Origin of the sequence: Pseudomonas sp. Irchel s3b2, from assembly GCF_900187445.1 — a bacterium.
Classification (GTDB): Bacteria; Pseudomonadota; Gammaproteobacteria; order Pseudomonadales; family Pseudomonadaceae; genus Aquipseudomonas.
On the sequence record NZ_FYEB01000016.1, the window covers coordinates 12,389 to 35,478 of the forward strand.

Here is a 23,090-nt window from a genome sequence, read left to right on the forward strand (position 1 = left end):
CAACAGTCCGTCTCATCATCGTGGATCAAGATCGTGGATCAAAGGCATCACGCAACGCCTCGCCAATGAACACTAATAAAGAAAGAATCAGCGCCAGGGTGAAAAACGCCGTCAGCCCCAGCCACGGCGCTTGCAGATTCTGCTTGCCTTGACCGATCAATTCACCCAGAGACGCACTGCCGGCCGGCATGCCGAAGCCGAGGAAGTCCAACGCCGTGAGGGTGGAGATCGCCCCGGTCAGGATGAACGGCAGATAACTCAGGGTGGCGTTCATCGCGTTGGGCAGAATGTGCCGCACGATCACCTTACGGTCGGTCAGGCCCAGCGCACGGGCGGCCTTGACGTATTCCAGGTTGCGCCCGCGCAGGAATTCGGCGCGCACCACGTCCACCAAAGCCAGCCAGGAAAACAGCGCCATGATCCCCAGCAGCCACCAGAAATTCGGCTCGACGAACCCCGACAGAATGATCAGCAGGTACAGCACCGGCAGCCCCGACCAGACTTCCAACAAGCGCTGACCGAGCAGGTCGACCCAGCCGCCGTAATAGCCTTGCAGGGCACCGGCGGCGATGCCGATCAGCGCGCTGATAAACGTCAGCGCCAACGCAAACAAAATCGACACCCGTGCGCCGAAAATCACCCGGGCCAGCACGTCCCGGGCCTGATCGTCGGTGCCCAGCCAGTTGACCTTCGACGGTGGACTCGGCGCCGGTTGGTTGAGGTCGTAATTGGGCGTGTCGTCGCTGAACGGGATCGGCGGAAACAGCATCCAGCCGCCGTCCTTGTGAATCAGCTTCTGCACGTAATCGCTGCGGTAGTCGGCCTGGAACGGCAGTTGCCCACCGAACTCCTGCTCGGTGTGGCGTTTGAACGCCGGGAAGTACAGCGAGCCCTGATAACTGACCATCAGCGGTTTGTCGTTGGCGATCAGCTCGCCGCCCAAGGTCAGCAGGAACAGGCCGATAAACAACCACAGCGACCACCAGCCCCGGCGGTTTTTCTTGAAGCGGTCGAAACGGCGACGGCCCAGCGGCGAGAGCTTGAACATCAGGCGTTCCTCGCCGCGAAGTCGATACGTGGATCGACCAGGGTGTAGCAAAGGTCGCCGATGAGTTTTATCAGCAGGCCGAACAAGGTGAAGATGAACAGCGAACCGAAGACCACCGGGTAATCCCGTGAAACCGCAGCTTCGTAACTCATGCGACCCAGGCCATCGAGGGAAAAAATCACTTCGATCAGCAGCGAACCGGCGAAAAATACACTGATGAAAGCCTGCGGAATCCCCGACACTACCAACAGCATCGCGTTACGAAACACATGGCCGTAAAGCACCCGGCGTTCGCTCAAGCCCTTGGCACGGGCAGTAACCACATACTGGCGTGTGATTTCATTCAGAAAGGAGTTTTTGGTGAGAATGGTCAGCGTGGCGAAACCGCCGACCACCAGCGCCGTCACTGGCAGTACCAGGTGCCAAAAGTAATCGGTGATTTTGCCCAGGGTCGACAGCGACTCAAAATTGTCCGAGACCAGTCCGCGCACCGGGAACCAGTTCAACGAGGTGCCGCCGGCGAAAACCACGATCAGGAACATTGCGAACAGGAATGCCGGCATCGCATAACCGATGATGATCGCGGTGCTGCTCCAGATATCGAAATGGCTGCCATGGTGCACAGCCTTGCGGATGCCCAGAGGGATCGACACCAGATAAGTGATCAGCGTGGCCCAGAGCCCGAGGGAAATGGTCACCGGCATTTTTTCCAGGATCAGGTCGGTGACGGTGGCGCCGCGGAAAAAACTCTTGCCGAAGTCGAGGCGGGCGTAGTTCTTGAGCATCAACCACAGACGTTCCGGTGCCGGCTTATCGAAGCCGTATTGCTTTTCGATCTCTTTGATCAACTGCGGATCGAGTCCACGACTGGCACGCGAACTGCCCTGCACGGCGTCGCTGGAACCGCCGCCGACATTCGTGCCGCCGATGCCTTGCAACTGCGCAATGGCCTGTTCCACCGGGCCACCAGGCGCGGCCTGAACGATGATGAAATTGACCAGAAGAATGATCACCAGTGTCGGAATGATCAGCAGCAAGCGCCGCAATACGTAAGCCCACATCAGTGTGGCCCTCCGGGTTTGCCGCGTTTGATGAGCTCGGCAGTCATCTGTTGGTTGGTCAAGGGAGTGGAGCTCACTTCCCACCAACTCTCGATGGCTGCGTCATTGCTCGCCTGTACAGAGGGAATGCCGAAGCGGTTCCACCACACGGTCGAGCTGCCTGGCGGGTAATAATTGGGAATCCAATAGAAGTTCCATTGCAGGACACGGTCCAGGGCATGGGCGTAGCGCAGCATGTCAGCCTGGGTGGTGGCGCGGACCAGGCCGTTGACCAGCGTATCCACCGCCGGGTTCTTCAGCACCATGTAGTTGTTGGAACCGGGATCGTTGGCCGCCGCCGAGCCAAAATAGTTGTACAACTCGTTGCCCGGCGAAGTGGTGACCGGGTAGCCGGTGACGATCATGTCGTAATCCCGGGACATCAAGCGGTTTACGTATTGGGAGGCGTCGATGTGGCGAATATTCATGTCGATGCCGATTTGTTTGAGGGTGCGCTTATAAGGCAGCAGCAATCGGTCCATGCCGTTCTGGCTGATCAGGAAGGTGAAGCTCAGCGGTTGACCTTCTGCATTCACCAGTTGATCGCCATCGGGTTTCCAGCCCGCCTGTTCGAGCAAGTCCAGGGCTTGCAACTGTTTGTCGCGAATCACGCCGCTGCCGTCGGTTTTCGGTGCTTCGAAGACCTGGGTGAAGACTTCGTCGGGGATTTGACCGCGCAGCGGTTCGAGAATCGCCCGCTCACCTGCGTCGGGCAGTTGCCGGGCTGCAAGGTCGGTATTGGAAAAGTAGCTCTGCTGGCGGATGTACAGGTTGCGCATCATTTGCCGGTTGCTCCACTCGAAATCCCAGAGCATGGCCAGGGCCTGGCGCACTCGGCGGTCCTGAAACATCGGGTTTTGCAGGTTGAACACAAACCCCTGGGCCGTTTGCGGTGCCTCTTTGGCCAGGTGGGCCTTTTGCAGGCGACCGTCGCTCAGGGCCGGGCTCTCGTAACCAATGGAGTAAGCGGTGGCGGAGAATTCGCGGTTGTAATCGTAGGCGCCGCCACGCAGCACCTGACGGGCAACGTCGGTATCGCCGAAGTACTCGATGCTGAAATGATCGAAGTTGTAGAGGCCGCGACTGACCGGTAAATCCTTGCCCCACCAGTCGGCATTACGCTCGAAGGTGATGCTGCGCCCGGAGTCGACCTTGTTCACGCGGTACGGCCCGCTGCCCAGTGGCGGCTCGTAACCGCCACCATTGGCGAAATCGCGGGTCTTCCACCAGTGCTCGGGAAATACCGGCAAGGTCGCGAGGTCCAGAGGCAGGGTACGGTTTTCATTGCTCTTGAAGTCGAACCGGACAGTGAGTGGCGACTCTACTTCGACGCCTTTGACGTCGGCGAATTGCGTGCGATAGCGCAGGCTGCCCTGGGTCATCAGCAGGTCGAAAGTGTAGCGCACGTCTTCGGCGGTGATCGGCTTGCCGTCGGCGAAACGGGCCTTCGGATTCAGGTAGAAACGCAGAGACAGTCCGTCGTCGGAACGCTCGATCTGTTGGGCCACCAGACCGTAAACGGTATAGGGTTCGTCTAGCGAGCGCTGGGCCAGGGGCGAGTAGATCAAGCCGTCGATCTGCGTGACACCCGTGCCCTTGTCGATGTACGGCAAGATATGGTCGAAATGACCGATTTCCATCGCCGAGCGACGCATCGTGCCGCCCTTGGGCGCTTGCGGGTTGGTGTAGGCGAAATGGCTGAAGCCAGCGGGATACTTCGCCGGTTCACCGTATACGGTCAACGCATGTTGCGGTGCAGCGTTCACACCGGCGGCACTCAATAACAGGGCCACGGCAGTGAACAATAAAGTAGGGAAAGCCAGTCGCATTGTCAGCCTTGGAGCCGGGTGGTCGATAACCACAATTTGTACGCTAGCGGCGCGTCCCTCGCCAGCCGTATCACGTAACGAAAGCACAACGGCCCACCAAAAGGCGGGCCGTTGTGTAGAAAGTTTAGGGGTTGATCAGTCCTGACGGCTGGTCACTTCCAGCAGGTGGTAACCGAACTGGGTCTTGACCGGACCTTGTACCACGTTGATCGGTGCGCTGAAGACCACGGTGTCGAATTCCTTGACCATCTGGCCTGGACCGAACGAACCCAGGTCACCGCCCTGGCGGCTGGACGGGCAGCTGGAGTTGGCTTTGGCTACTTCGGCGAAGTCGGCACCGGCCTCGATCTGGGCTTTGAGTTCATTGCACTTTTCTTCGCTGGAAACCAGGATGTGACGGGCAGTGGCTTTGGCCATGGGAAAATACTCCATTCAATGTTCAATAAAGTGCGGAGCCTACCGGATTCAGTGGGCTATTTCTCTCTCAAAGTTCCGTCAATGTCAGTTCCGTCTATCTCGCATGGCATCGTGGCATTGCCTAAAGGCCGGCATTTCTCAAGCGTTCGGCATGCTGTACGTACAGGGCGATTGGGTCGATGCCCTTGCGGACCTGACCGGTTGTCTGGCCGAGGCTGTCCAGATGATCCAGCGGATAGTCCGAACGGATCACTTTCCCCAGATGGGTACTGAATCGGCCGACCATGCCGTCATTCTGCTCGGCTTCGGTGGTGAAATAGTGGGAGAAGGCCCGCAGGAAACCGTGCAGCGGATTGAGTGCATGGAGCCCCTCATCGGGAATGTTTCCCTGCAGGGTGCCGCTCCAGGAATAGTAGCGCACGCCGTTCACCAGTTCGCGACCCTTGCCGCCCCAGGTTTTCGGTAGGCCTTGAGGGTACTTGTCGTTGAATGCGCCGACGCCTTCGGTGGTCAGTGCATTGAGCGCGGCGATGGCGTTCTGCGGCAGGTGCCGGTTGCCACTGAGCAACGACAGGAAGTCGGCGAACAGGGTGGCCACCGCTCCGGCGACATGCTCCGGCAGGCGCCCGGGCGTCAGCGCCTTGCGCAGGAAGTCGGCCAGTTCCGAGCCATGGTTCGGCCCGCTGACCGATGTCACCGAGGCGACCGCCTCCGGCGCCAGTGCTCCGGCATACCGTGCAGCCAATGCGCCCTGACTGTGACCGATCAGGTTGACTTTGCTTGCACCGGTTCCTTGCAATACCCGATCGATCTGCGCCAACAGTTGTTCGCCGCGGGTTTCATTGCTGTGGGTAGCTGACAGATGTGGGATGAAAACCCTCGCGCCGGCACTTCTCAGGGCCAGCTTGACGTCATGGAACAGTTCCAGATTGCCGATGCGATCGAAGCCGAAGAGCCCATGGGTCAGCAGGATGGGATACTGAGTGGTTGCATTCCTTAGCATGTAGATTCCTTTTTCGCAGTAGGTCAGGTGTGTACTCAAGGGGCACTCTAAAGCACACCAGCCGTTCGGCGATGTATGGAAAAGCCGCTGCAACCTGATGAAAACGGAATAGAAACGGTACGAAAGTTCGGATGAACATGAGGTCTTGGTCGGAATTTCCGGACATCTTTTTAACGATGGCTGAACGCTTCTCCGTAATGACCTACCTCTGAAACGTCCTTTTACCGTGCAAGCCGACGCGATTGTCCGGCAGCGCGGATCGGCGTCGTGAGGTTCAATAGGCTTCGTTTGATGCCGACCGTCAAGGCGGCATTTATTCCAAGGACTGGAGCGTATGAATGACTACTTGTGAAGCAGAGAGCCTGAATGTCGTAGAGCAATATAGGGTGGCACCACAGCTGGACCAGGCGATTAACGCTACGCTCGATCCATCCGAAAAAAAGGCCATCGTCACCGTCGCGGCTTACCCCGACATGGTCTGTGGAGACAAGCTGGACATGCGCTGGTCAGGTATCGACTCAGAGGGTGTTGCGTATTGGCATGAGGTGTCGCGTTTTGTCAGCGAAGCTCAGGTGGGCAGGGCGATTGTCTTTTGCGTATCGGGTGTACACATCGCCGCACTGGACGGTGGGTCACTCGAGGTTTACTACATCCTCTACACTGCGCGCCTTCGTGAACCTGTGGAGTCCGGGCGTTTATACCTGAACGTCGGTGATGCCCGGCCAGGTTTGTTGCCTGTGATTGTGGACGATGCGGTGGGCGGCACGCTCGATCCGGACAGGGTCGCGGAGGGCGCGCGCGTAACGATCAGGCCGTATGCCCGGATGGCGGCTGGAGATCGGGTCTTGTTGTCCTGGGCAGGTGTTACGCCACAAGCGAGCTTCAATGACGCATTGAAAATCGAATCTTTTGCAGTCGGCGGCGAACTATCGTTTTGGGTAAATCCCGACTGTATTGCACCCAATCTCGGGGCAGTTGTTACGATCAGCTATTGCGTCGAGCAGAAGGGGCAAGCGTCACGCTTCTCAGAGCCTGCACGGCTATTGATCGGCCCGCTGGAGCGAGGACCGCTTTTGCCACCTACCGTGCTGGAAGCCGATGAGGGTTGGCTGGATCTGCAAGATGCGATCGATGGTGTCACGATTGTGATCGACGATGCCCAAGCCGAGGAGGGGGAACTGGTCTATCTGAAATGTGATGGGGAGCATTTCAGTCACCGTGATGATCGTGAAATATCCAGGGAAATGGCCGGTCAGTCGCTGGTATTTATCGTTCCCTACAGATTCTGGCGCGAGCATCGGGACTTGACGGTCCGAGTAGCCTATTCAGTTGAACGTCTCGACGATGTGAGCCAGCAGTCCGAAGTGACGTTGGTGCAAGTGCAGTCATAGCTGATTTAACGTCAACCACCGTCCGGTTTTCGATTGAAACCGGACGGCGGGCACTGGTCACTTTGGTTGTTGAGTATGGCGCTGAGAACGAAGTCGCTCGGCTGCCTGCAGCAACAATTGTTCCGTCCCGGTCCAGCCAAGACAGCCGTCCGTTACCGAAACGCCGTAACGCAGCGACGGGCTCAACGGTTGGCAGCCTTCGAACAAATGGCTTTCAAGCATCATGCCGACCAGCGAGCGATCACCTTGCAGGCGTTGTTCGAGCACGTCATTGAACACGGCTGGCTGACGCAATGGATCTTTACCGCTGTTGGCATGGCTGCAGTCGACCATGATCCGTGCCGGAATCTTGAGTCTGGTCAAATCGCTGTGCACTTGGGCAATGCTGTCGCGGTCGTAGTTCGGCCCGCGATGGCCACCACGCAGTACCAGGTGGGTGTCGGGGTTGCCTGGTGTCTGGATAATTGCAGGGTGCCCTTGGCTATCGACGCCGAAATGGCGATGCGGATGGGCGGCCGAGCGCATGGCGTCGCTGGCGATAGCCACACCGCCATCGGTACCGTTCTTGAACCCTACCGGCATGCTCAGGCCGCTGGCCATTTCCCGGTGGATCTGTGATTCGGTGGTACGGGCGCCAATCGCGACCCAGCTCAGCAGGTCATCGAAGTAGCCGGCGGCCATCGGCTGCAGCAACTCGGTAGCAACGGGTAAGCCCAGTTGGAGCATTTCGCGCATCAATTCGCGGGACAGCGTCAAACCGCCCGCCATATCGTCGCTGCCATCCAGATGCGGGTCGTAGGCCAGGCCTTTCCAGCCGATCGTGGTGCGGGGTTTTTCGACGTAGGCGCGCATTACCAGCAGCATTTCATCGCTGACTTGCGCGGACAGACGAGCCAGGTTGGCGGCGTATTCGAGGGCTGAACGGGGATCGTGAATCGAGCAGGGACCGACGATGACCAACAGACGGGAGTCTTCACCGTTGAGGATCGCGCGAACCGCCTGACGGTGGTCGGCGACTTGCCGGGTCAGGGCATTGCTGAGGGGTAATTGTTGTTTAAGCTGCAATGAGCTGGGCAGACGCAAAGTCAGCGCTTCATTGGCAGGGCTCAGGGTGGACAGTGGCAGAGCAGAGACGGACGAGTTCATATTCGGTCTTCCTGGGCTGGCGGCGGGTTCGTTCCCGCACGCTCGGCCCTACTGGGGTGTTCGACAATTGGCCGGATTGGCTGCGTGTGTGTGCTTGCCACCTGTGGGTGACCGATCGGAGGCGGCAGGCTGTCCCGAGCGGAGGCTGGTAAATCGCCAGGCGGTAAAGCTGTCGTAACGGTAATAAGTGGCGTAGTTCATGTTCAAAACTCCTGGATGTCTGATCTGACGCTAAAAATGTTCAGGGCTGAAAAAACAAAACCCCCGGTCGGGGAGCCGACCGGGGGTTGAGAATTCTCTGGTGGCGACCCGTTTAAAGTGGGCGCCGTGTGGGTATCAGGCGCGCCAGTGGCTAAACCAATACCCAAAATAAAAGCTGACCGAAGCACAAACGTCATTCGCCCGGGCAGCCACAACCGAGCGCGAGGCGCTGGCGGTACGAAGCTGTAAGAGGGCGTTGAGCATGGTCTGTCTCCGATGAATGCACCGAGCTTACTAGAGGCCGGTACGCGGATTCAATCAGAAAATGCTATCGATGATCACGGGTTTTTCTATCGCTTGAGTACATAGAGGGTTGTGACACACTTTGCACTGCGCCCAAACACAACGACACAAGGACGAACCATGACGACACTGAGCATCGCCGCCGCTCAAGCGATCTCCATCGCTGGTGATCTTGCCGCCAATATTTCCTGGCACCAGCGCTTCATGCAGGTTGCCGCGGAGCAGGGCGTGCAATTGCTGGTGTTCCCGGAGTTATCGCTGACCGGGTATGAGCGTAGCCTGGCGGCGGAGTTGGCCATAACGCCTGACGCCGGGGTGTTGCAGCCGCTGCGCGATTTCGCACGGGAAGTCGGTGTGACCAGTATCGTCGGGATGCCGATTCGTCTGTCGGACGATTCGCCGATATTGATCGGTGCTCTGGTCTTGGGCGCCGATGGTTCGCTCGGGGTTTACAGCAAACAGCATCTGCATCCGGGCGAAGAGGTAGCATTTGCTCCTGGAACGGGCGGTTCGACATTGAAAATCGGTACCGACACCGTCGCACTGGCGGTATGTGCTGATTTTTCTCACGCCAGTCACGCGACAGCGGCGGCGGCTCAGGGCGCTGATCTTTACGCTGCGGGCGTGTTGATCACAGAAAACGGCTACGCTCCAGATACCGCACTATTGCAAGGTTATGCCCAAACCCATGCGATGGCGGTGCTGATGGCCAACCATGGCGGCGCAACGGGTGGCTGGGAATCGGCAGGACGCAGTGCAATCTGGGCGGCGGACGGGACGTTGATTGTGGCGGCACCGGGCACGGGGAATCTTATGGTTGTTGCTCGCCGCAATGCCGACGGCTGGAAGGGGCAAATCGTGGCTGTGGCGGAGGCTTGAATGGGGTTCGAATTACGTCCGGCAACATCTCGGGACCTGGACTTCGCTCGTAACCTGACTTGCCGAAACATGCTTCGCTACTACATTCAACATGATCTGTTATGGCTGGACGAGGCCTTCGATGTCGCTTGGGAGGGACGCGAAAACTGGCTGATTGTGCGTGATGAGACGCTGATGGGTTATATCAGCCTGAGCCGTGATGCCAGGGCCTTGTATATCCGCGAATTGCATTTACTTGAAGCGTATCAGGGCCAGGGCGCAGGTTCCTGGGCGATCGATCAGGTATTCGCCATGGCATGCAAGGAGCGACGTTCGGCATTGCGTCTGACCGTTTTTGAAAATAACCCGGCAAAAAAGCTCTACGAAAGAAAGGGTCTGAAGGTGGTCGGCAAAGACGACTGTTTCCTGAGAATGCAGCGTGATATCAATGAACTGCTTCGCTGAAACACTCTAGTGGCAAGCCTCGCAAGAAGAATTGACACTTTTTATATGCTGCTTTCCGCTAGGTCTGCCAGTTGCTTTTTGCTAAGGTGTTCGGCAATCCAATAAGACCAAATCGCGAGGTGTCTGCTTGATTAGGGTGCTAGTAGTCGATGACCATGATCTCGTTCGTACAGGCATTACACGAATGCTGGCTGACATCGATGGCCTGCAAGTAGTCGGCCAGGCTGAGTCAGGGGAGGAATCCCTGCTTAAAGCGCGAGAGTTGAAACCCGATGTGGTGCTGATGGACGTCAAGATGCCCGGGATCGGTGGTCTTGAAGCCACGCGCAAATTATTGCGCAGTCATCCAGACATCAAAGTCGTCGCAGTTACCGTATGCGAAGAGGATCCGTTTCCTACCCGGCTGTTGCAGGCAGGTGCCGCAGGTTATCTCACCAAGGGCGCCGGATTGCCTGAAATGGTCCAGGCCATTCGCCTGGTGTTTGCCGGGCAACGCTATATCAGCCCGCAGATTGCCCAGCAACTGGCGATCAAGTCGTTCCAGCCAACCAATGATTCGCCCTTCGACGCCTTGTCGGAGCGGGAAATCCAGATTGCGTTGATGATTGTCGGCTGTCAGAAGGTGCAGATCATTTCTGACAAGCTGTGCCTGTCGCCAAAAACAGTGAATACCTACCGTTACCGAATTTTCGAGAAGCTTTCGATCAGCAGCGATGTCGAGTTGACGCTGTTGGCGGTTCGTCACGGCATGGTTGATGCCAGCCTCTGAAAATGACTGAAACCTTCGATCCAAGTGCTTTTCTGTCGACGGTCAGTGGGCGGCCGGGCGTCTATCGCATGTTCGACATCGATGCGCGTCTGCTTTATGTCGGCAAAGCCAAAAATCTCAAGAAGCGTTTGGCGAGCTATTTCCGCAAAGCGGGTCTTGCCCCCAAGACCGCTGCGCTGGTAGGCCGTATCGCCCAGGTCGAAACCACTATCACGGCCAACGAAACCGAAGCCTTGCTGCTTGAGCAGACGCTGATCAAGGAATGGCGCCCGCCATACAACATCCTGCTGCGCGACGACAAATCCTACCCTTACGTCTTTCTCTCGGATGGTCAGTTCCCACGCTTGAGCATTCATCGGGGGGCGAAAAAGGCCAAGGGCAAATATTTCGGCCCTTATCCCAGCGCCGGTGCGATTCGCGAAAGCCTGAGTCTGCTGCAAAAGGCTTTTTTTGTTCGTCAGTGTGAAGACAGCTTTTACAAGAATCGCGCTCGACCTTGCCTGCAATACCAGATCAAGCGCTGTAAGGCGCCGTGTGTGGGACTGGTGGAACCCGAGGTGTATGCCGAAGATGTACGCCACTCGGTGATGTTTCTTGAAGGGCGCAGCAACGCCCTGGCGGACGAGTTGTCTGCGGCCATGGAGGAGGCGGCGGTCAACCTCGAGTTCGAGCGTGCCGCCGAGTTGCGTGACCAGATCTCATTGCTGCGTCGGGTCCAGGACCAGCAGAGCATGGAAGGCGGGACGGGCGATGTCGATGTGATTGCGGCGTTCGTCAATCCAGGTGGCGCCTGTGTACACCTGATCAGCGTGCGCGGTGGCCGGGTATTGGGGAGCAAGAACTTCTTTCCGCAGGTGGGTATTGAGGAAGACGTTGCCGAAGTCATGGCCGCGTTTCTCGGCCAATATTACATCAGCAGTCCCGAACGCGACTTGCCGAGCGAGCTGATCGTCAACGTGGTACACGAAGACTTTCCGACCCTGATCGCAGCCATCGAAGAGCTGCGCGGTCGTGAGTTGACCATCAGCCATCGAGTACGCGGCACCCGAGCGCGCTGGCAGCAATTGGCGGTCACTAATGCTGAGCAAGCGCTGGGCGCACGTCTGGCTAACCGGCAACACGTTGCGGCACGTTTCGATGCTCTGGCCGACGTGCTGAGCCTGGATGAACCGCCGCAACGTCTTGAGTGTTATGACATCAGTCATTCCAGCGGCGAGGCCACTGTGGCGTCCTGCGTGGTGTTCGGCCCGGAAGGCCCGATCAAATCCGACTATCGCCGCTACAACATTGAAGGCGTTACGCCAGGCGACGACTATGCCGCGATGCATCAGGCCTTGAGCCGGCGCTTCAGCAAATTGAAGGACGGCGAGGGTAAATTGCCGGACATTTTGCTGGTCGACGGCGGTAAAGGTCAGCTGTCGATGGCGCGTGACGTGCTAAACGAACTGGCTGTGCCGGATCTTATTCTCTTGGGTGTGGCCAAGGGCGCAACACGCAAGGCCGGTTTCGAAACCCTGTACCTCAACGATGCGGCCCATGAATTCACCTTGCGCGGCGATTCCCCCGCGCTGCATTTAATTCAGCAGATTCGCGACGAAGCCCACCGTTTCGCCATTACCGGGCACCGCGCACGTCGTGGAAAAACTCGCCGCACGTCTACACTTGAGGGCGTTGCCGGCGTCGGACCGACACGTCGACGCGATTTGTTGAAACATTTTGGTGGATTGCAGGAGCTGTCTCGTGCCAGCATCGAAGAGATTGCCAAAGCACCCGGAATCAGCAAAAAGCTCGCAGAGTTGATTTATGCAAATCTGCACAGCGAGTAGAATGCCCAACTCACCTCGTAGCCAGTTGTGCCGATGAATATCCCTAATCTGATTACCGTTCTACGCGTCCTGCTCATCCCGATCTTCATTTTGCTGTTTTACTTGCCTTACCATTGGAGCTATTTGGCGTCCGCCTCGGTCTTTGCATTTGCTGCCGCGACCGACTGGCTCGACGGGTATCTGGCCCGTCGTCTGGAACAAAGCACACCGTTCGGGGCCTTCCTCGATCCTGTTGCGGACAAGCTGATGGTCGCTGTTGCCCTGGTTCTGCTGGTGCAAGAGCATGGCAACCTGTGGCTCACGCTGCCGGCCGCCGTAATCATCGGTCGTGAAATTGTCGTTTCGGCACTGCGCGAGTGGATGGCCGAACTCGGTGCCCGTGCTCATGTGGCGGTGTCGAACCTGGGCAAATGGAAAACCGCCGCGCAAATGCTGGCGCTGGTGATCCTGCTGGCCAATCCGTCGAGTTTCAGCTTCTGGGTCCTGATGGGTTACGCCTTGCTGCTGGTGTCCGCGGGCCTGACGTTGTGGTCCATGGTCCAATACTTGCGGGCCGCCTGGCCACATCTGAAGACGGACGTGGAAAAGAAATAAAACTTTTTTGAATCAAGGGGTTGACGGAGCATCTGGATTCTATAGAATGCGCCTCACCAAGACGCGGGAATAGCTCAGTTGGTAGAGCACGACCTTGCCAAGGTCGGGGTCGCGAGTTCGAGTCTCGTTTCCCGCTCCAAATATTGCGCTACAGAGTTCCACTGAATTCTGTAAGTGATTGAAATCAGGACCTTCGGGTCCTTTTTTCGTTCCGGCGGGAAGCACTGAAATCCAGCACTATCCGGTGCGTTTAAGTCCAGGATTCTGACGCGTACTAAATCGGTTTGTTGCTGGAGCAGTTTACGTAGCGAGATGAGCATCTAGCCCTGACTCTGTTCAGGAGCTCGCGATGGCACTCTCAGAAATGGCTGTTCGACACGCCCGAGTCACAGGTAATGACTACACGCTCGGTGACAGTGATGGCCTCACGCTCAACGTGGCGGTTAGCGGCGGAAAAATCTGGCTTTTCCGTTACTACTGGTCAGGCAAGCAGAAGCGCATGTCTCTCGGTAGTTACCCGCAGATCAGCCTCAAAGAAGCCCGAGCGCGACGCGATGAGGCGCGTGCCTTGGTAGCCTTTTAGGCGGCATCACTGGCCGGTGTTCGTCAGGCCAGCACGTCCAGGCGTGACGTTACTGCGCCTTGATCGCTGTAACCGTGATCTCCACCAACCAGCCCGGCGGTACCAGGCGTATGACTTGAGCGCGGGTACGCGCAGGCACGTTAGGCTGGGCCTGCGTTCCGAAGTACTGGTTGTAAACCTCTGAGAAGCCCTCGAAGTCGGCCTCTCCGTTCAACGCCGGGTCGCCGACGACAAGCGCTTGCATACTCACCACGTCACCCAAGGTATAACCGTGACGCTTCAGTGTGGCCTCGATCTGCTTGATGACACTCAGGGTTTGCGCCTTGGTGCCGCCGTAGGCCTTGATCGAGCCGGCTGCGGCGCTGGGGTCGGCAAGCTCCGGCCCGACCCCGCTGAGGACGATCTGCCTGGCATTGGCAGGGACCTCGATGGCTTCGGCGAATTCCCGAGCCCAAGGCTCGCTGGCACTGGCGGGGTTCAGGTGGCGAATGATGTTGTCACTGGCTTGAGTGGGCATGATGGATAGCATTCCAGTTAGTACGATAAAGAGGGTTGCAACACGCATTGGAGTGTCCCTTTGATGTCTTGGCATTGCCACGCCGAGCAGCCCTGCCATCAGGGATTGCGGCGCAGCAACCGATCATCGGCAGGTGCTCATGCACTGACAAACGATTTGATTGCACACATGCATGAGCTGAGGGCATGCATGGTGGAATTCACTTGGTTTCATGAATGATCTTGCTCGCCAGGTCACGAATCTGCGCCGCCTCGCTCTGTACCCATTTGCAGAATAATCTCAGGGAGCGGTCCTCCGCCGCGTCTTTGCCGGTCAGCAGGTAATACTCCCCGGCGCTCTCAAGCCCAGGCTCGAAAGGGCACAGCAGTTCATGGCGAAAATCGCATTGCTGGAGTAGCACCAGTGGCACGATCGCCACGCCCTTGCAATCGCGTGCCGCCTGCAACGCAATAAAGAAGTGCCCGAAATCCGCCGTCTCCTTGAATTTTTCGTAATTGAGCTTGTGCTGGCCAAGCCAGTCAGGCCAGGCATGCTTGCGGCTTGAGGTATTTATCAGCCGGTAATGCAGCAGATCCTTGGGCGTCTCCAGCGGTGCGCCTTGGGACAGTAGGCGGCGGGCAATGACCGGCACCAGCACGTCGGCAAACAACGGCTCAGCCCTGACGCCGGTCCAATTGTCGACCATCTCCATTTCTATGCGCGGCTGTTTCTTCTGATAGACCTTGCCCGGCAGCCGCCCCACCCGTAGGGCGACGTCGACGGTGCCTGAATGAAAATCCACCGGATGGATCGAGGTGATCAGGCGTAGCTCGATGTCCGGATAAGCCTGGGTGAACTTGCCCAGGCGTGGCATCAGCCAGAGTGTGGCGAGCGTCGGCAGCACGTTGACCGTCACTATCTGCGGGTCCTTGCTGTTCCTGACTTTGGTAGTGGCTTTGGCGATGGCCTGAAACGCGGCCTGAATGCTCTGCAAGTATTGACTGCCGGCATCCGTCAGCTCAATGCGCCGGGTCATGCGCTCGAACAGCTTGCAGCCCAGGAAGGATTCCAGGGCGCGGATCTGGCGACTGACGGCGCTTTGGGTAATGAACAGCTCCTTGCCGGCGTCGGTGAAAGACAGATGACGGGCGGCGACTTCGAACACTTTGAGCGCAGCGAGCGGGGGCAACTGAGGCGACATGTAGGCACCACCTAGGAAAGGTTTATGCATGATTCTGGCTCATGCATAGAGGTGCAACAAGTTGTTTGTCAGGCCTCGAAGGTCGGCCTTACGATCACCCCATCAGCCGGCGACCAATGTCGGCTGGGGCGTGCAAACCCAGAGCTGGAAGAGCCTAATTACAATGAAAACCATTTTTCAGGCGTCAGGAATTTCCAAACACTACGGCACCACCTGCGCTCTGCGCGATGCGAACCTGGTGTTGAAAGCAGGGCAGATTCACGCATTGATGGGGGAGAACGGCGCAGGAAAATCGACATTCGTCAAAATCCTGGTCGGCGCCATTCGCCCGGATGGCGGGGCACTGGTGCTGGACGGGCAACCGGTGGTCTTCGGTTCGGTGCGTGATGCATTGAAACAGGGCGTGGTTCCGGTTTATCAGCACTCCACCTTGTTCACCCCATTGACCGTGCTTGAAAACCTGAGTGCCTTTGGCCTGGGTAGCGCGCAACGTTCGTGGGCCCGGAACAACTGCCTGGATCGCCAGCAAGCGACTGAAGTGCTGAGCCTGGTCGGCCTGGATGTATCGCTGGACAGCCTGGTCGATGAGCTGTCGCTGGGCGAGCGGCAGTTGCTGGAAATCGCCCGTGGCGTGGGCCGCCGCTGTTCGGTGCTGATTCTCGACGAGCCGACCGCCGCCCTGGGCGCCAGGGAAGCCGATCGCCTGCACCAGGCGTTGCAGGTGCTGTGCGCCAAAGGCACGGCGATTCTCTACATCTCGCACAAGATCGACGATATCAAGCGCATGGCGGACGCCGTGACCATTCTGCGCGACGGTTTGACGGTGGTGAATGCCGCTGCCCGCGACGATATTTCAGCAGAGCAGATCGTCCAGCACATGCTCGGGCAAACCTTTGAGCCGCAAGCGTTGTGCGTGAGTACCCGAGGTGAGGTGGTGCTTGAGGCCAAGGACATCCGGCTGACACCCACGGCGCAACCGTTGTCGCTTTGCGTGCACCAGGGTGAAGTGCTCGGCATCGTCGGTGTCGCCGGTTCTGGCGCCCTGCGCCTGGGCGAGGTGCTGGCGGGTGCGGCCAGCGGCCACGGCGGGACGGTCTCGCTCAATGCAACGTCGGAGGTGGTCAATGATCGCCAGTCGGCAATGCGCGCTGGTATCGGCTACGTGCCCTCGGATCGACATGCCGATGGTTTGTTCCTCGGCTTGTCCGCGCTGCAAAACGCCTCGGCATCGGTCTTGCGTGGTTTTTCGAGCTGGGGCGTCCTGCGCTTGCGCGAGGAGGCCGGTCCGTTCGACGCCTTGATCGCTCAATTCAATCTCAACCCGCCACGACTGGATCTGGACGCGGCGTATTACAGCGGTGGCAATCAACAAAAGCTGCTGTTCCTGCGCAACCTGGTGCTACCGAACCTGCGCGTCCTGGTGGTATTGGAGCCGACCCGAGGGGTGGATGTGGGGGCCCGCGAAAGCATTCATCAAGCGCTTCGTGCACTGGCCTGTCGCGGCATTGCGATCATCGTGGTGTCGTCCGATCTGCTGGAGGTGAACACTTTGTGTCATCAGTTGCTGGTGGTCGCTTCCCATCAGGTCGCGGGCCGGATGATGGCCGACGCGCAAACCGATGCAGTCCTTTCAATGATGGCGGGAGCGTGCTGATGACGACGTTGATCAAACAGCATCCGGCGATTGTGCTGGGCTCACGGATCGGTGTGATTGCCGTGCCGTTGCTGGTGTTTATCTTGTGTATATTGTTCGTGCCGAGATTCCTGTCCGTGGACAACCTGCAGAACGTATTGCGTGTCGGCTCGATTCTGCTGATTGCGGCCTGCGGGCAAACCGGGATCCTGATCGTCGGCGGAATCGATTTCTCAATGGGCTCGGCGGTCGCGCTGCTCAGCGTTGTGACCGTGATACTGGCGCCTGAGTTGGGGGTCGCGCTGGCATTTACCGGCGGTATCTGTGTCGCGGTGCTGGTCGGTTTATGCAACGGTTTACTGATCGCGTACCTGAAGCTTCCGGCCTTTCTGGTGACCCTGGGCATGTTGCTGGTGCTGCATGGACTGGCGTCGCTGCTGTCCGGCGGAATGCCGCTGGACGCCGCACCTTCGCCGGGCTTCTTGTGGCTGGGCAGCGGGCACGTCGCGGGTATACCGGTGCCGATCATCCTCGCACTGCTGGCGGTACTGAGCCTGCATGGCCTGTTGCGGTCCACGCTGGTCGGGCGCAGCTGGTACCTGGTCGGGACCAACTTCAACGCCGCGCTGAATGCCGGGCTGCCGGCACGGCGCATGGTGTTGCTGGCCTATATCGTCGCCGGGCTGTTTTGCGCACTGGCCGGGGCGATTCTGACCAGCCGCGTTGGCTCCGGCCAGCCCAATCTTTATCCCGACCTGGCGTTCGCAACCATCGCGGTCTGTGCCATTGGCGGGATTCCGTTGAATGGCGGGCGCGGCTCTGCGGTGCAGGTGGTGTGCGGTACGCTGATCATCGCCATGCTCAATAACGCTGTGGTGCTGCTCAACCTGACGTCGGCCTGGCAACAGTTGCTGATGGCGCTGGTTATCGGTGCCGCGGTGGTACTGCCGCAATTGCCCAACGTTCGTCGACGCTGCATCCACCTGCTCAGGGGCAACGTTCAATGAAGGCATCAACGATCAACCGCCAGGCACGTTTTCTGGTGGCCCCCGGTGCTTTGCTCCTGGTTTTATTGATGGCCGGGGCCCTGGTTGCCGATTACGCAAGCCTGGGCAACCTGCAAAACATCGGCTCGCAAGCCGCCATCCTCGCGCTGCTGGCGTTGGGGCAGATGCTGGTGATGCTGGTGCGCGGCTTTGATATTTCGGTGGGGGCGGTCGCGGCCTGTTCGAGCACCGTCGCGGCATTGACCATGGATTGGCTGGGTACGCCCTCGATCACCCTCGCGGTGGTGGTCGGTTTACTGTTTGGTGGCCTCAATGGGCTGCTGATTGCCTACCTTCGGGTGCAGCCGATTGTCGCGACACTGTGCAGCATGATCGCGGCTCAAGGCCTGGCGCGGCTGATTTCCGATGACGGTCAACCGGTGGTGCCCATCGACGCCAGCGCACTGACAGACCTTGCCTTTCAAAACGTCGCGGGGATCCCCCTGCTGCTGGCCCCGGCCTTGATCTGCATGCTGCTGGTCGGGCTGACCCTGAAGAAATTCACCCTCGGGCGGCACCTGTTCATGGTCGGCTGCGACCCGCAGGCCGCGTCACTGGTGGGCGTCGACAGTCGCCGGGTGACGTGCATCGCCTATCTGGCCTGTGGCGCATTGGCGGGCCTGGCCGGCGCCGTGCTCTTCTGCAAGACCGGCACCGGCTTGCCCACCGAGGGCGTCAGTTGGGCACTGCAGTCGGTGGCCGCGGCCGTGATCGGCGGCACCGCGTTGCAGGGCGGGACGGCGAGCGTCTGGCCAGTGTTTTTCGGCGTGCTGCTGATCCAGGCGCTGGAGACCGCATTGAATATCGAAGGGGTGTCACCGTTCATTGCGGAGATCGTGATGGGTCTGATCATCCTCGTTGCTGGCGGCCTGGATCGTTTGATCCTGCGGCTTTTTTCCTCCTCTACCGCATACGGTGAATCATGATGAAGACGTTCATACAGCCTTGGCGTGCGCCACTTGCAATGCTTGCCGTGACCCTATCGTGCGTCGCCGAAGTGGGCGCCGAGGAGTTGACGATCGGTTATGCCGTGCCAAGCCTGTCGCAGTCTTTCTGGATATCCAGCGCCTATGGCGCGCAGGACGAGGCGAGCAAGGAGGGCGTCAAACTGATCAAGCTCAGTGCTGGCGGGGATGGCAATGTCGCCCAGCAGATCTCCCAGTTGCAGTCGTTGATCCAGCGACGTGTCGGGGCCATCGTCGTCGGGGCAACCAATGGTGACGCGGTGCGCGCGGTGGTCGATCAGGCGGTGCGCCAGGGGATTGCGGTGATCGGTATTTCGTCACCGCCCAACAGCCAGCACCTGACCTCCATCGTCACCGCCGATCATTACGACATGGGTCGCATGCAGGCCGAATGCCTCGGTGAGGCGCTGCAAGGGCAGGGCGATGTGGCAATGCTCGCAGGTCCCGCCGGGCAAGCGTGGTCGGACCTGCGCGCCCAGGGTTTTCGTCAGACCCTCAAAGACAAATTCCCCGGGATCAACGTGGTAGCGCAATCGCGCCTGGCAGACAACCGCAACGCCTCGCTCAATACCACCGAAGACTGGTTGCAGCGATTCGCCAACCTCAAAGGCATCTACTCGGCCACCGAAGACATGGCCGCAGGTGCCGTGGCCGCGCTGCGTGCCTCGGGCCGTCTGGAGCAAGTCAAGGTTTCCACCTCTAACTTCAGCCCGACCACCCGGGAGCTGTTGGCCAACAACGAGGTGGTGTGCAGTTCGGTGCAACAGGTGGTCGAGCAGGGGCGTTCCGCCTTGCGCCTGGCCGTTGCGGCAGCGCACAAGCAAAGCGTCGAAAAAGTCGTGTCGCTGCCCGCCCTGAAAATCTCGCCCCAGGACGTGGCAACAATCAACCTGGACCAGGTCATGGCGCCTGCCAGTTACACCCCGTGACCATCGGCCAACGGTTTCTCCCGCTCCTTCAAGAACCGTCATCAAAAGAGGCTTGCTCATGCTACCTGGACCTAATCGTTTCGCTTATTCAGGCATAGAGTCACGCGCAGATTTTCAATGGCCGGAGGGCAAGCGACTGGCGTTTTATGTCGCGCTCTGCGTCGAGCATTTTTCCTACGGCAGCGGCGGGCTCGGGCTGTCTTACTCGCCCGGTATTTCTCAACCGAACACCTACAACTGGGCTTGGCGCGAGTACGGCAATCGCGTCGGCGGCTGGCGCATTCTTACACTGTGCAAGGAGTTGGGCATTCCGCTCACGGTGCTGCTCAACACTGAATGCTATGAGCACTGCCCTGAGCTGGTACAGGCACTGGTAGATGCCGGAGCGGAAATCGTTGCCCATGGGCGCAGCAACTCCGAAATACAGAACGGTTTGTCAGAAGAGCAGGAACGACAGTTGATCCATTCGGCGACCGAATCGATCAAGCAACACAGCAGCTTACAGCCCGTCGGCTGGATGAGCCCCGGTGCCAACCCCAGCGCCGTGACCGAGGACCTGCTGCAAGAAGCCGGCTATTTATACACGCTGGACTGGCCGATGGATGACCAGCCGGTATGGATGAAAACCCGTGAAGGCAAGCTTCTGAGCCTGCCTTACCCGCATGAAGTCAACGATGTGCCCATGGTCGTTCTGCACCACGGAACCGCACCGGCCTTCGCGGAAATGGCGATCGCCAATTTCGATGAAATGCTGGTCCAGTCCACCCAGCAGTCCCTCGTCTACGGCATGACCCTGCACACCTTCATCATGGGTCAGCCGTTTCGGCTACAGGCCTTGCGCAAACTGCTCGAACACATCAAGCGCCGGGACGATGCCGTTTGGTTCACCACCGCCGGGCAAATTGCCAAGCATTACGCGCAGCAGATTGCGCCGGATTTCAACGATAGCCCTCAGGGAGCCCCAGCATGACCACTAGCCCCTATTCTTCCGATTTACGCATCGGCATCGTCGGTCTGGGCGCTGTGGGTGCGTCGTTGGCGCGAACCTTCGACGCAGGCATCCCCGGCATCCGCCTGGTGGGCATCACCGTACGCAACCCCGAGCGCGCAGCAGGGGTGTTGGCCAACCTGAAGAATCCACCGGCGCTGCTGGACCTGGATGAATTGGCGCAGGCCAGCGATGTGGTCATCGAATGCGCACCCGCGACGCTGTTGCCGCAGATTGCGCTGCTCGTTCTGAGCGCCGGTAAAAAGCTGGTGGTGCTCAGCTCCGGCGCCTTGCTGGAAAACCCGCACCTGATCGACCTGGCGCGCCTGCATGGTGGCCAGATTCTTGTGCCCACCGGTGCCTTGCTTGGGCTGGATGCAGTGACCGCAGCGGCGGAGGGCGTGATTCACTCCGTACGAATGATCACGCGCAAGCCACCTCGTGGCCTGGTGGGTGCGCCTTATCTGCTGGAGAACTTCATCAGCATCGAAGGGCTCGACAAGCCCAAGCGCGTGTTCAAGGGCAGTGCACGCGAGGCCGCTCGCGGGTTTCCGGCCAACCTCAATGTGGTGGTGGCCCTATCGCTGGCGGGGATCGGCCCTGACCGCACGACCCTGGAAATCTGGGCAGACCCGTCGGTGACCCGCAATACTCATTTGATCGAGGTCGATGCCGATTCGGCGAGCCTGACCATGACCATCGAGAACATCCCCTCGGACAACCCCAGGACCGGTCGCATCACCGCGCAGAGTGTGGTGGCTCTGCTACGCAAAATGAACGCGCCGCTGCGCATCGGTACGTGAAGCCGCAGCCCCATGGCGTCTGTCAATTGGCCGCCTGCTGCTTGCCAGTGCCGACGCCGAGCGGTCGGCCCTGGCTAATCGCCCGATCGATCATGGAGCATTGTCCGTCATGAGCATGATGTCGCTGGAGTCATTGCGTATTGAGTTGGCGCGCGGTCGAACCACCAGCCGCGCACTACTTGAAACCTGCCTGGAACGCGCACTCGATCCAGACGGTGAAGGTGCGCGCACCTTTTTGCATATTGATGTGAGAGGCGCCCGGCTGCGGGCGGATTCGGTCGATGCCTGGCGGCAGAAGGGCCAACAGATGTCGCCTTACGCGGGGCTCGTGGTCTCGGTCAAGGACCTGTTCGACGTGGCGGGGCAAGTCACGGCCGCCGGCTCCTGGGTGCTATCCAGCGCATCGCCGGCCCACGAGGACGCCTTCGCCGTTGCGCGACTGAAGGCCGCGGGCTTGATCATCATAGGCCGAACCAATATGAGCGAGTTTGCCTATACCGGCATTGGCCTCAACCCCCATTACGGGACGCCGGCCAACCCCTTTGAGCGGGCACTCAAACGCATCCCCGGGGGCTCGTCTTCGGGGGCGGCGATATCTGTCACTGACGGGATGGCGGCGGCGGGGCTCGGTACCGATACAGGTGGCTCGTGCCGGATTCCTGCGGCCTTGACCGGCATTAGCGGCTTCAAACCCAGCGCATCGAGGGTCAATGGCAGGGGCGTGTTTGGGTTGTCCAAGAGCCTCGACTCAGTAGGCGTACTGGCGCCTGACGCGGGCTGTTGCGCGATTATCGATAGCATCGTTGCCGGAACAGACATCCGCCTGCCCGCTGAAATCAATCTGCGTGGAGTGAAGTTCGGCGTGCCCCAGACCCTGGTGCTCGATGGCCTCGATCAGCACGTGGCGCAGACGTATTCGGCAGTCTTGAAGCGCTTGCACGATGCCGGCGCCGAGCTGCGGGAGATGGCGCTTGATGAGTTGGCCGAAGTGGCCACGATCAATCGCCGGGGAGCGATTGTGGCGTTTGAAGCTTATGCCTTGCATCAGGAGATATTGCGCACCCGTGCGGATCAGTACGACCCCAATGTACGGGCGCGTATCGAGAACGGTGCGTTGTACCGCCAGGCTGATTATGAGGATGCCTGTAACGCTCGCCGGGACTGGATCACGCGTGTGCAGCGGCGCATGCAGGACGTGGATCTGTTGATATGCCCCACGGTCCCGATCATCGCACCGACCTTCTCCCAAGTGGCAGACAACAGGGATTTCCAACACTTCAACCTGCTATTGCTGCGCAATCCCATGCTCGCCAATTTTCTTGATGGCTGCTCTGTTTCCATCCCTTGCCATGAACCCGGCACAGCCCCTGTGGGGTTGATGCTGATCGATCGGCATGGCCGCGATGAATCGTTGTTGAGTGTGGCTCAGTCCGTGCAACGACTTTTACGAAGCGTCGAAAACCGCGTGTGACCTAACGTTCAGTTGTTATCTGGAG

21 protein-coding genes, 1 tRNA gene and 1 pseudogene are annotated in these 23,090 nt (G+C 59.1%); 15 read left to right on the forward strand and 8 right to left on the reverse strand.

Annotated features, from left to right (window positions below):
- Positions 1-25 precede the first annotated feature (25 nt).
- The 5 genes from CKW20_RS24535 to CKW20_RS24555 all read right to left on the reverse strand — a co-directional run bounded on the left by CKW20_RS24535 (position 26) and on the right by CKW20_RS24555 (position 5,397).
- Positions 26-1,048 carry an ABC transporter permease gene (locus CKW20_RS24535; RefSeq protein ID WP_095055195.1) on the reverse strand — a complete coding sequence of 341 codons (1,023 nt, stop codon included), beginning with the start codon at positions 1,046-1,048 and terminating at the stop codon, positions 26-28.
- The gene (locus CKW20_RS24540; RefSeq protein ID WP_095055196.1) at positions 1,048-2,109 is read right to left on the reverse strand and encodes a microcin C ABC transporter permease YejB; all 1,062 of its coding nucleotides are present in this window, start codon (positions 2,107-2,109) and stop codon (positions 1,048-1,050) included. The genes CKW20_RS24535 and CKW20_RS24540 overlap by 1 nt, the downstream gene beginning before the upstream one ends.
- On the reverse strand, positions 2,109-3,977 hold the full coding sequence (locus CKW20_RS24545; protein ID WP_095055197.1) for an extracellular solute-binding protein: 1,869 nt from the start codon (positions 3,975-3,977) through the stop codon (positions 2,109-2,111). The genes CKW20_RS24540 and CKW20_RS24545 overlap by 1 nt, the downstream gene beginning before the upstream one ends.
- A gap of 135 nt (positions 3,978-4,112) precedes the next feature.
- The gene (locus CKW20_RS24550) at positions 4,113-4,394 is read right to left on the reverse strand and encodes a peptidylprolyl isomerase (RefSeq protein ID WP_007898306.1); all 282 of its coding nucleotides are present in this window, start codon (positions 4,392-4,394) and stop codon (positions 4,113-4,115) included.
- Between the two features lie 121 nt (positions 4,395-4,515).
- Entirely contained in the window at positions 4,516-5,397 is an 882-nt protein-coding gene (locus tag CKW20_RS24555; RefSeq protein ID WP_095055198.1) for a triacylglycerol lipase, read from the reverse strand.
- Positions 5,398-5,735: 338 nt separating this feature from the next.
- Here CKW20_RS24555 and CKW20_RS24560 point away from each other — a divergent pair, with 338 nt between their 5' ends.
- Positions 5,736-6,788 (forward strand): hypothetical protein, encoded by a 1,053-nt coding sequence (locus CKW20_RS24560; protein ID WP_095055199.1) that lies wholly within the window; start codon positions 5,736-5,738, stop codon positions 6,786-6,788.
- 57 nt (positions 6,789-6,845) lie between these two features.
- Here CKW20_RS24560 and CKW20_RS24565 read toward each other — a convergent pair whose 3' ends face one another.
- A complete protein-coding gene (locus CKW20_RS24565; protein WP_095055200.1) occupies positions 6,846-7,934 on the reverse strand; it encodes a 3-deoxy-7-phosphoheptulonate synthase in 1,089 nt (362 codons plus the stop codon).
- Positions 7,935-8,558: 624 nt separating this feature from the next.
- Here CKW20_RS24565 and CKW20_RS24570 point away from each other — a divergent pair.
- The 7 genes and pseudogenes from CKW20_RS24570 to CKW20_RS24600 form a co-directional block, all read left to right on the forward strand.
- Complete coding sequence (locus tag CKW20_RS24570; protein WP_095055201.1) at positions 8,559-9,317, forward strand: carbon-nitrogen hydrolase family protein; 759 nt, start codon at positions 8,559-8,561, stop codon at positions 9,315-9,317.
- A complete protein-coding gene (locus CKW20_RS24575) occupies positions 9,318-9,761 on the forward strand; it encodes a GNAT family N-acetyltransferase (protein WP_095055202.1) in 444 nt (147 codons plus the stop codon).
- Between the two features lie 127 nt (positions 9,762-9,888).
- Entirely contained in the window at positions 9,889-10,530 is a 642-nt protein-coding gene (gene uvrY, locus CKW20_RS24580; RefSeq protein WP_008015884.1) for a UvrY/SirA/GacA family response regulator transcription factor, read from the forward strand.
- Positions 10,531-10,532: 2 nt separating this feature from the next.
- Entirely contained in the window at positions 10,533-12,356 is a 1,824-nt protein-coding gene (gene uvrC, locus CKW20_RS24585; protein WP_095055203.1) for an excinuclease ABC subunit UvrC, read from the forward strand.
- Positions 12,357-12,389: 33 nt separating this feature from the next.
- Entirely contained in the window at positions 12,390-12,950 is a 561-nt protein-coding gene (pgsA, locus tag CKW20_RS24590) for a CDP-diacylglycerol--glycerol-3-phosphate 3-phosphatidyltransferase (RefSeq protein ID WP_007896267.1), read from the forward strand.
- A gap of 63 nt (positions 12,951-13,013) precedes the next feature.
- Positions 13,014-13,089, forward strand: a tRNA-Gly gene (locus CKW20_RS24595).
- A 210-nt stretch (positions 13,090-13,299) separates the two neighbouring features.
- Positions 13,300-13,527 (forward strand): annotated as a pseudogene (locus tag CKW20_RS24600) (Arm DNA-binding domain-containing protein); the annotation flags it as partial.
- Between the two features lie 55 nt (positions 13,528-13,582).
- Here CKW20_RS24600 and CKW20_RS24605 read toward each other — a convergent pair.
- Together CKW20_RS24605 and gcvA are read right to left on the reverse strand one after the other, a co-directional pair.
- Positions 13,583-14,050: a RidA family protein gene (locus tag CKW20_RS24605; RefSeq protein WP_095055204.1), complete on the reverse strand. Its 468-nt coding sequence runs from the start codon at positions 14,048-14,050 to the stop codon at positions 13,583-13,585.
- Between the two features lie 199 nt (positions 14,051-14,249).
- Positions 14,250-15,260, reverse strand: a complete 1,011-nt coding sequence (gene gcvA / locus CKW20_RS24610; protein WP_095055205.1) for a transcriptional regulator GcvA — start codon at positions 15,258-15,260, stop codon at positions 14,250-14,252.
- Between the two features lie 133 nt (positions 15,261-15,393).
- On the opposite strand from gcvA, the gene CKW20_RS24615 reads away from it, so the two are divergent.
- The 7 genes from CKW20_RS24615 (at position 15,394) to CKW20_RS24645 (ending at position 23,065) form a co-directional block, all read left to right on the forward strand.
- On the forward strand, positions 15,394-16,884 hold the full coding sequence (locus tag CKW20_RS24615) for a sugar ABC transporter ATP-binding protein (protein ID WP_095055206.1): 1,491 nt from the start codon (positions 15,394-15,396) through the stop codon (positions 16,882-16,884).
- Complete coding sequence (locus tag CKW20_RS24620; RefSeq protein ID WP_095055207.1) at positions 16,884-17,870, forward strand: ABC transporter permease; 987 nt, start codon at positions 16,884-16,886, stop codon at positions 17,868-17,870. The genes CKW20_RS24615 and CKW20_RS24620 overlap by 1 nt, the downstream gene beginning before the upstream one ends.
- Complete coding sequence (locus CKW20_RS24625; RefSeq protein WP_095055208.1) at positions 17,867-18,835, forward strand: ABC transporter permease; 969 nt, start codon at positions 17,867-17,869, stop codon at positions 18,833-18,835. The genes CKW20_RS24620 and CKW20_RS24625 overlap by 4 nt, the downstream gene beginning before the upstream one ends.
- The gene (locus tag CKW20_RS24630; protein WP_095055209.1) at positions 18,835-19,803 is read left to right on the forward strand and encodes a substrate-binding domain-containing protein; all 969 of its coding nucleotides are present in this window, start codon (positions 18,835-18,837) and stop codon (positions 19,801-19,803) included. The genes CKW20_RS24625 and CKW20_RS24630 overlap by 1 nt, the downstream gene beginning before the upstream one ends.
- Positions 19,804-19,861: 58 nt before the next feature.
- A complete protein-coding gene (locus tag CKW20_RS24635) occupies positions 19,862-20,773 on the forward strand; it encodes a polysaccharide deacetylase family protein (protein ID WP_095055210.1) in 912 nt (303 codons plus the stop codon).
- Entirely contained in the window at positions 20,770-21,594 is an 825-nt protein-coding gene (locus CKW20_RS24640) for an aspartate dehydrogenase (RefSeq protein ID WP_095055211.1), read from the forward strand. The genes CKW20_RS24635 and CKW20_RS24640 overlap by 4 nt, the downstream gene beginning before the upstream one ends.
- A 109-nt stretch (positions 21,595-21,703) precedes the next feature.
- Positions 21,704-23,065 carry an amidase gene (locus CKW20_RS24645; RefSeq protein WP_095055212.1) on the forward strand — a complete coding sequence of 454 codons (1,362 nt, stop codon included), beginning with the start codon at positions 21,704-21,706 and terminating at the stop codon, positions 23,063-23,065.
- The last annotated feature ends 25 nt before the right edge of the window (positions 23,066-23,090 follow it).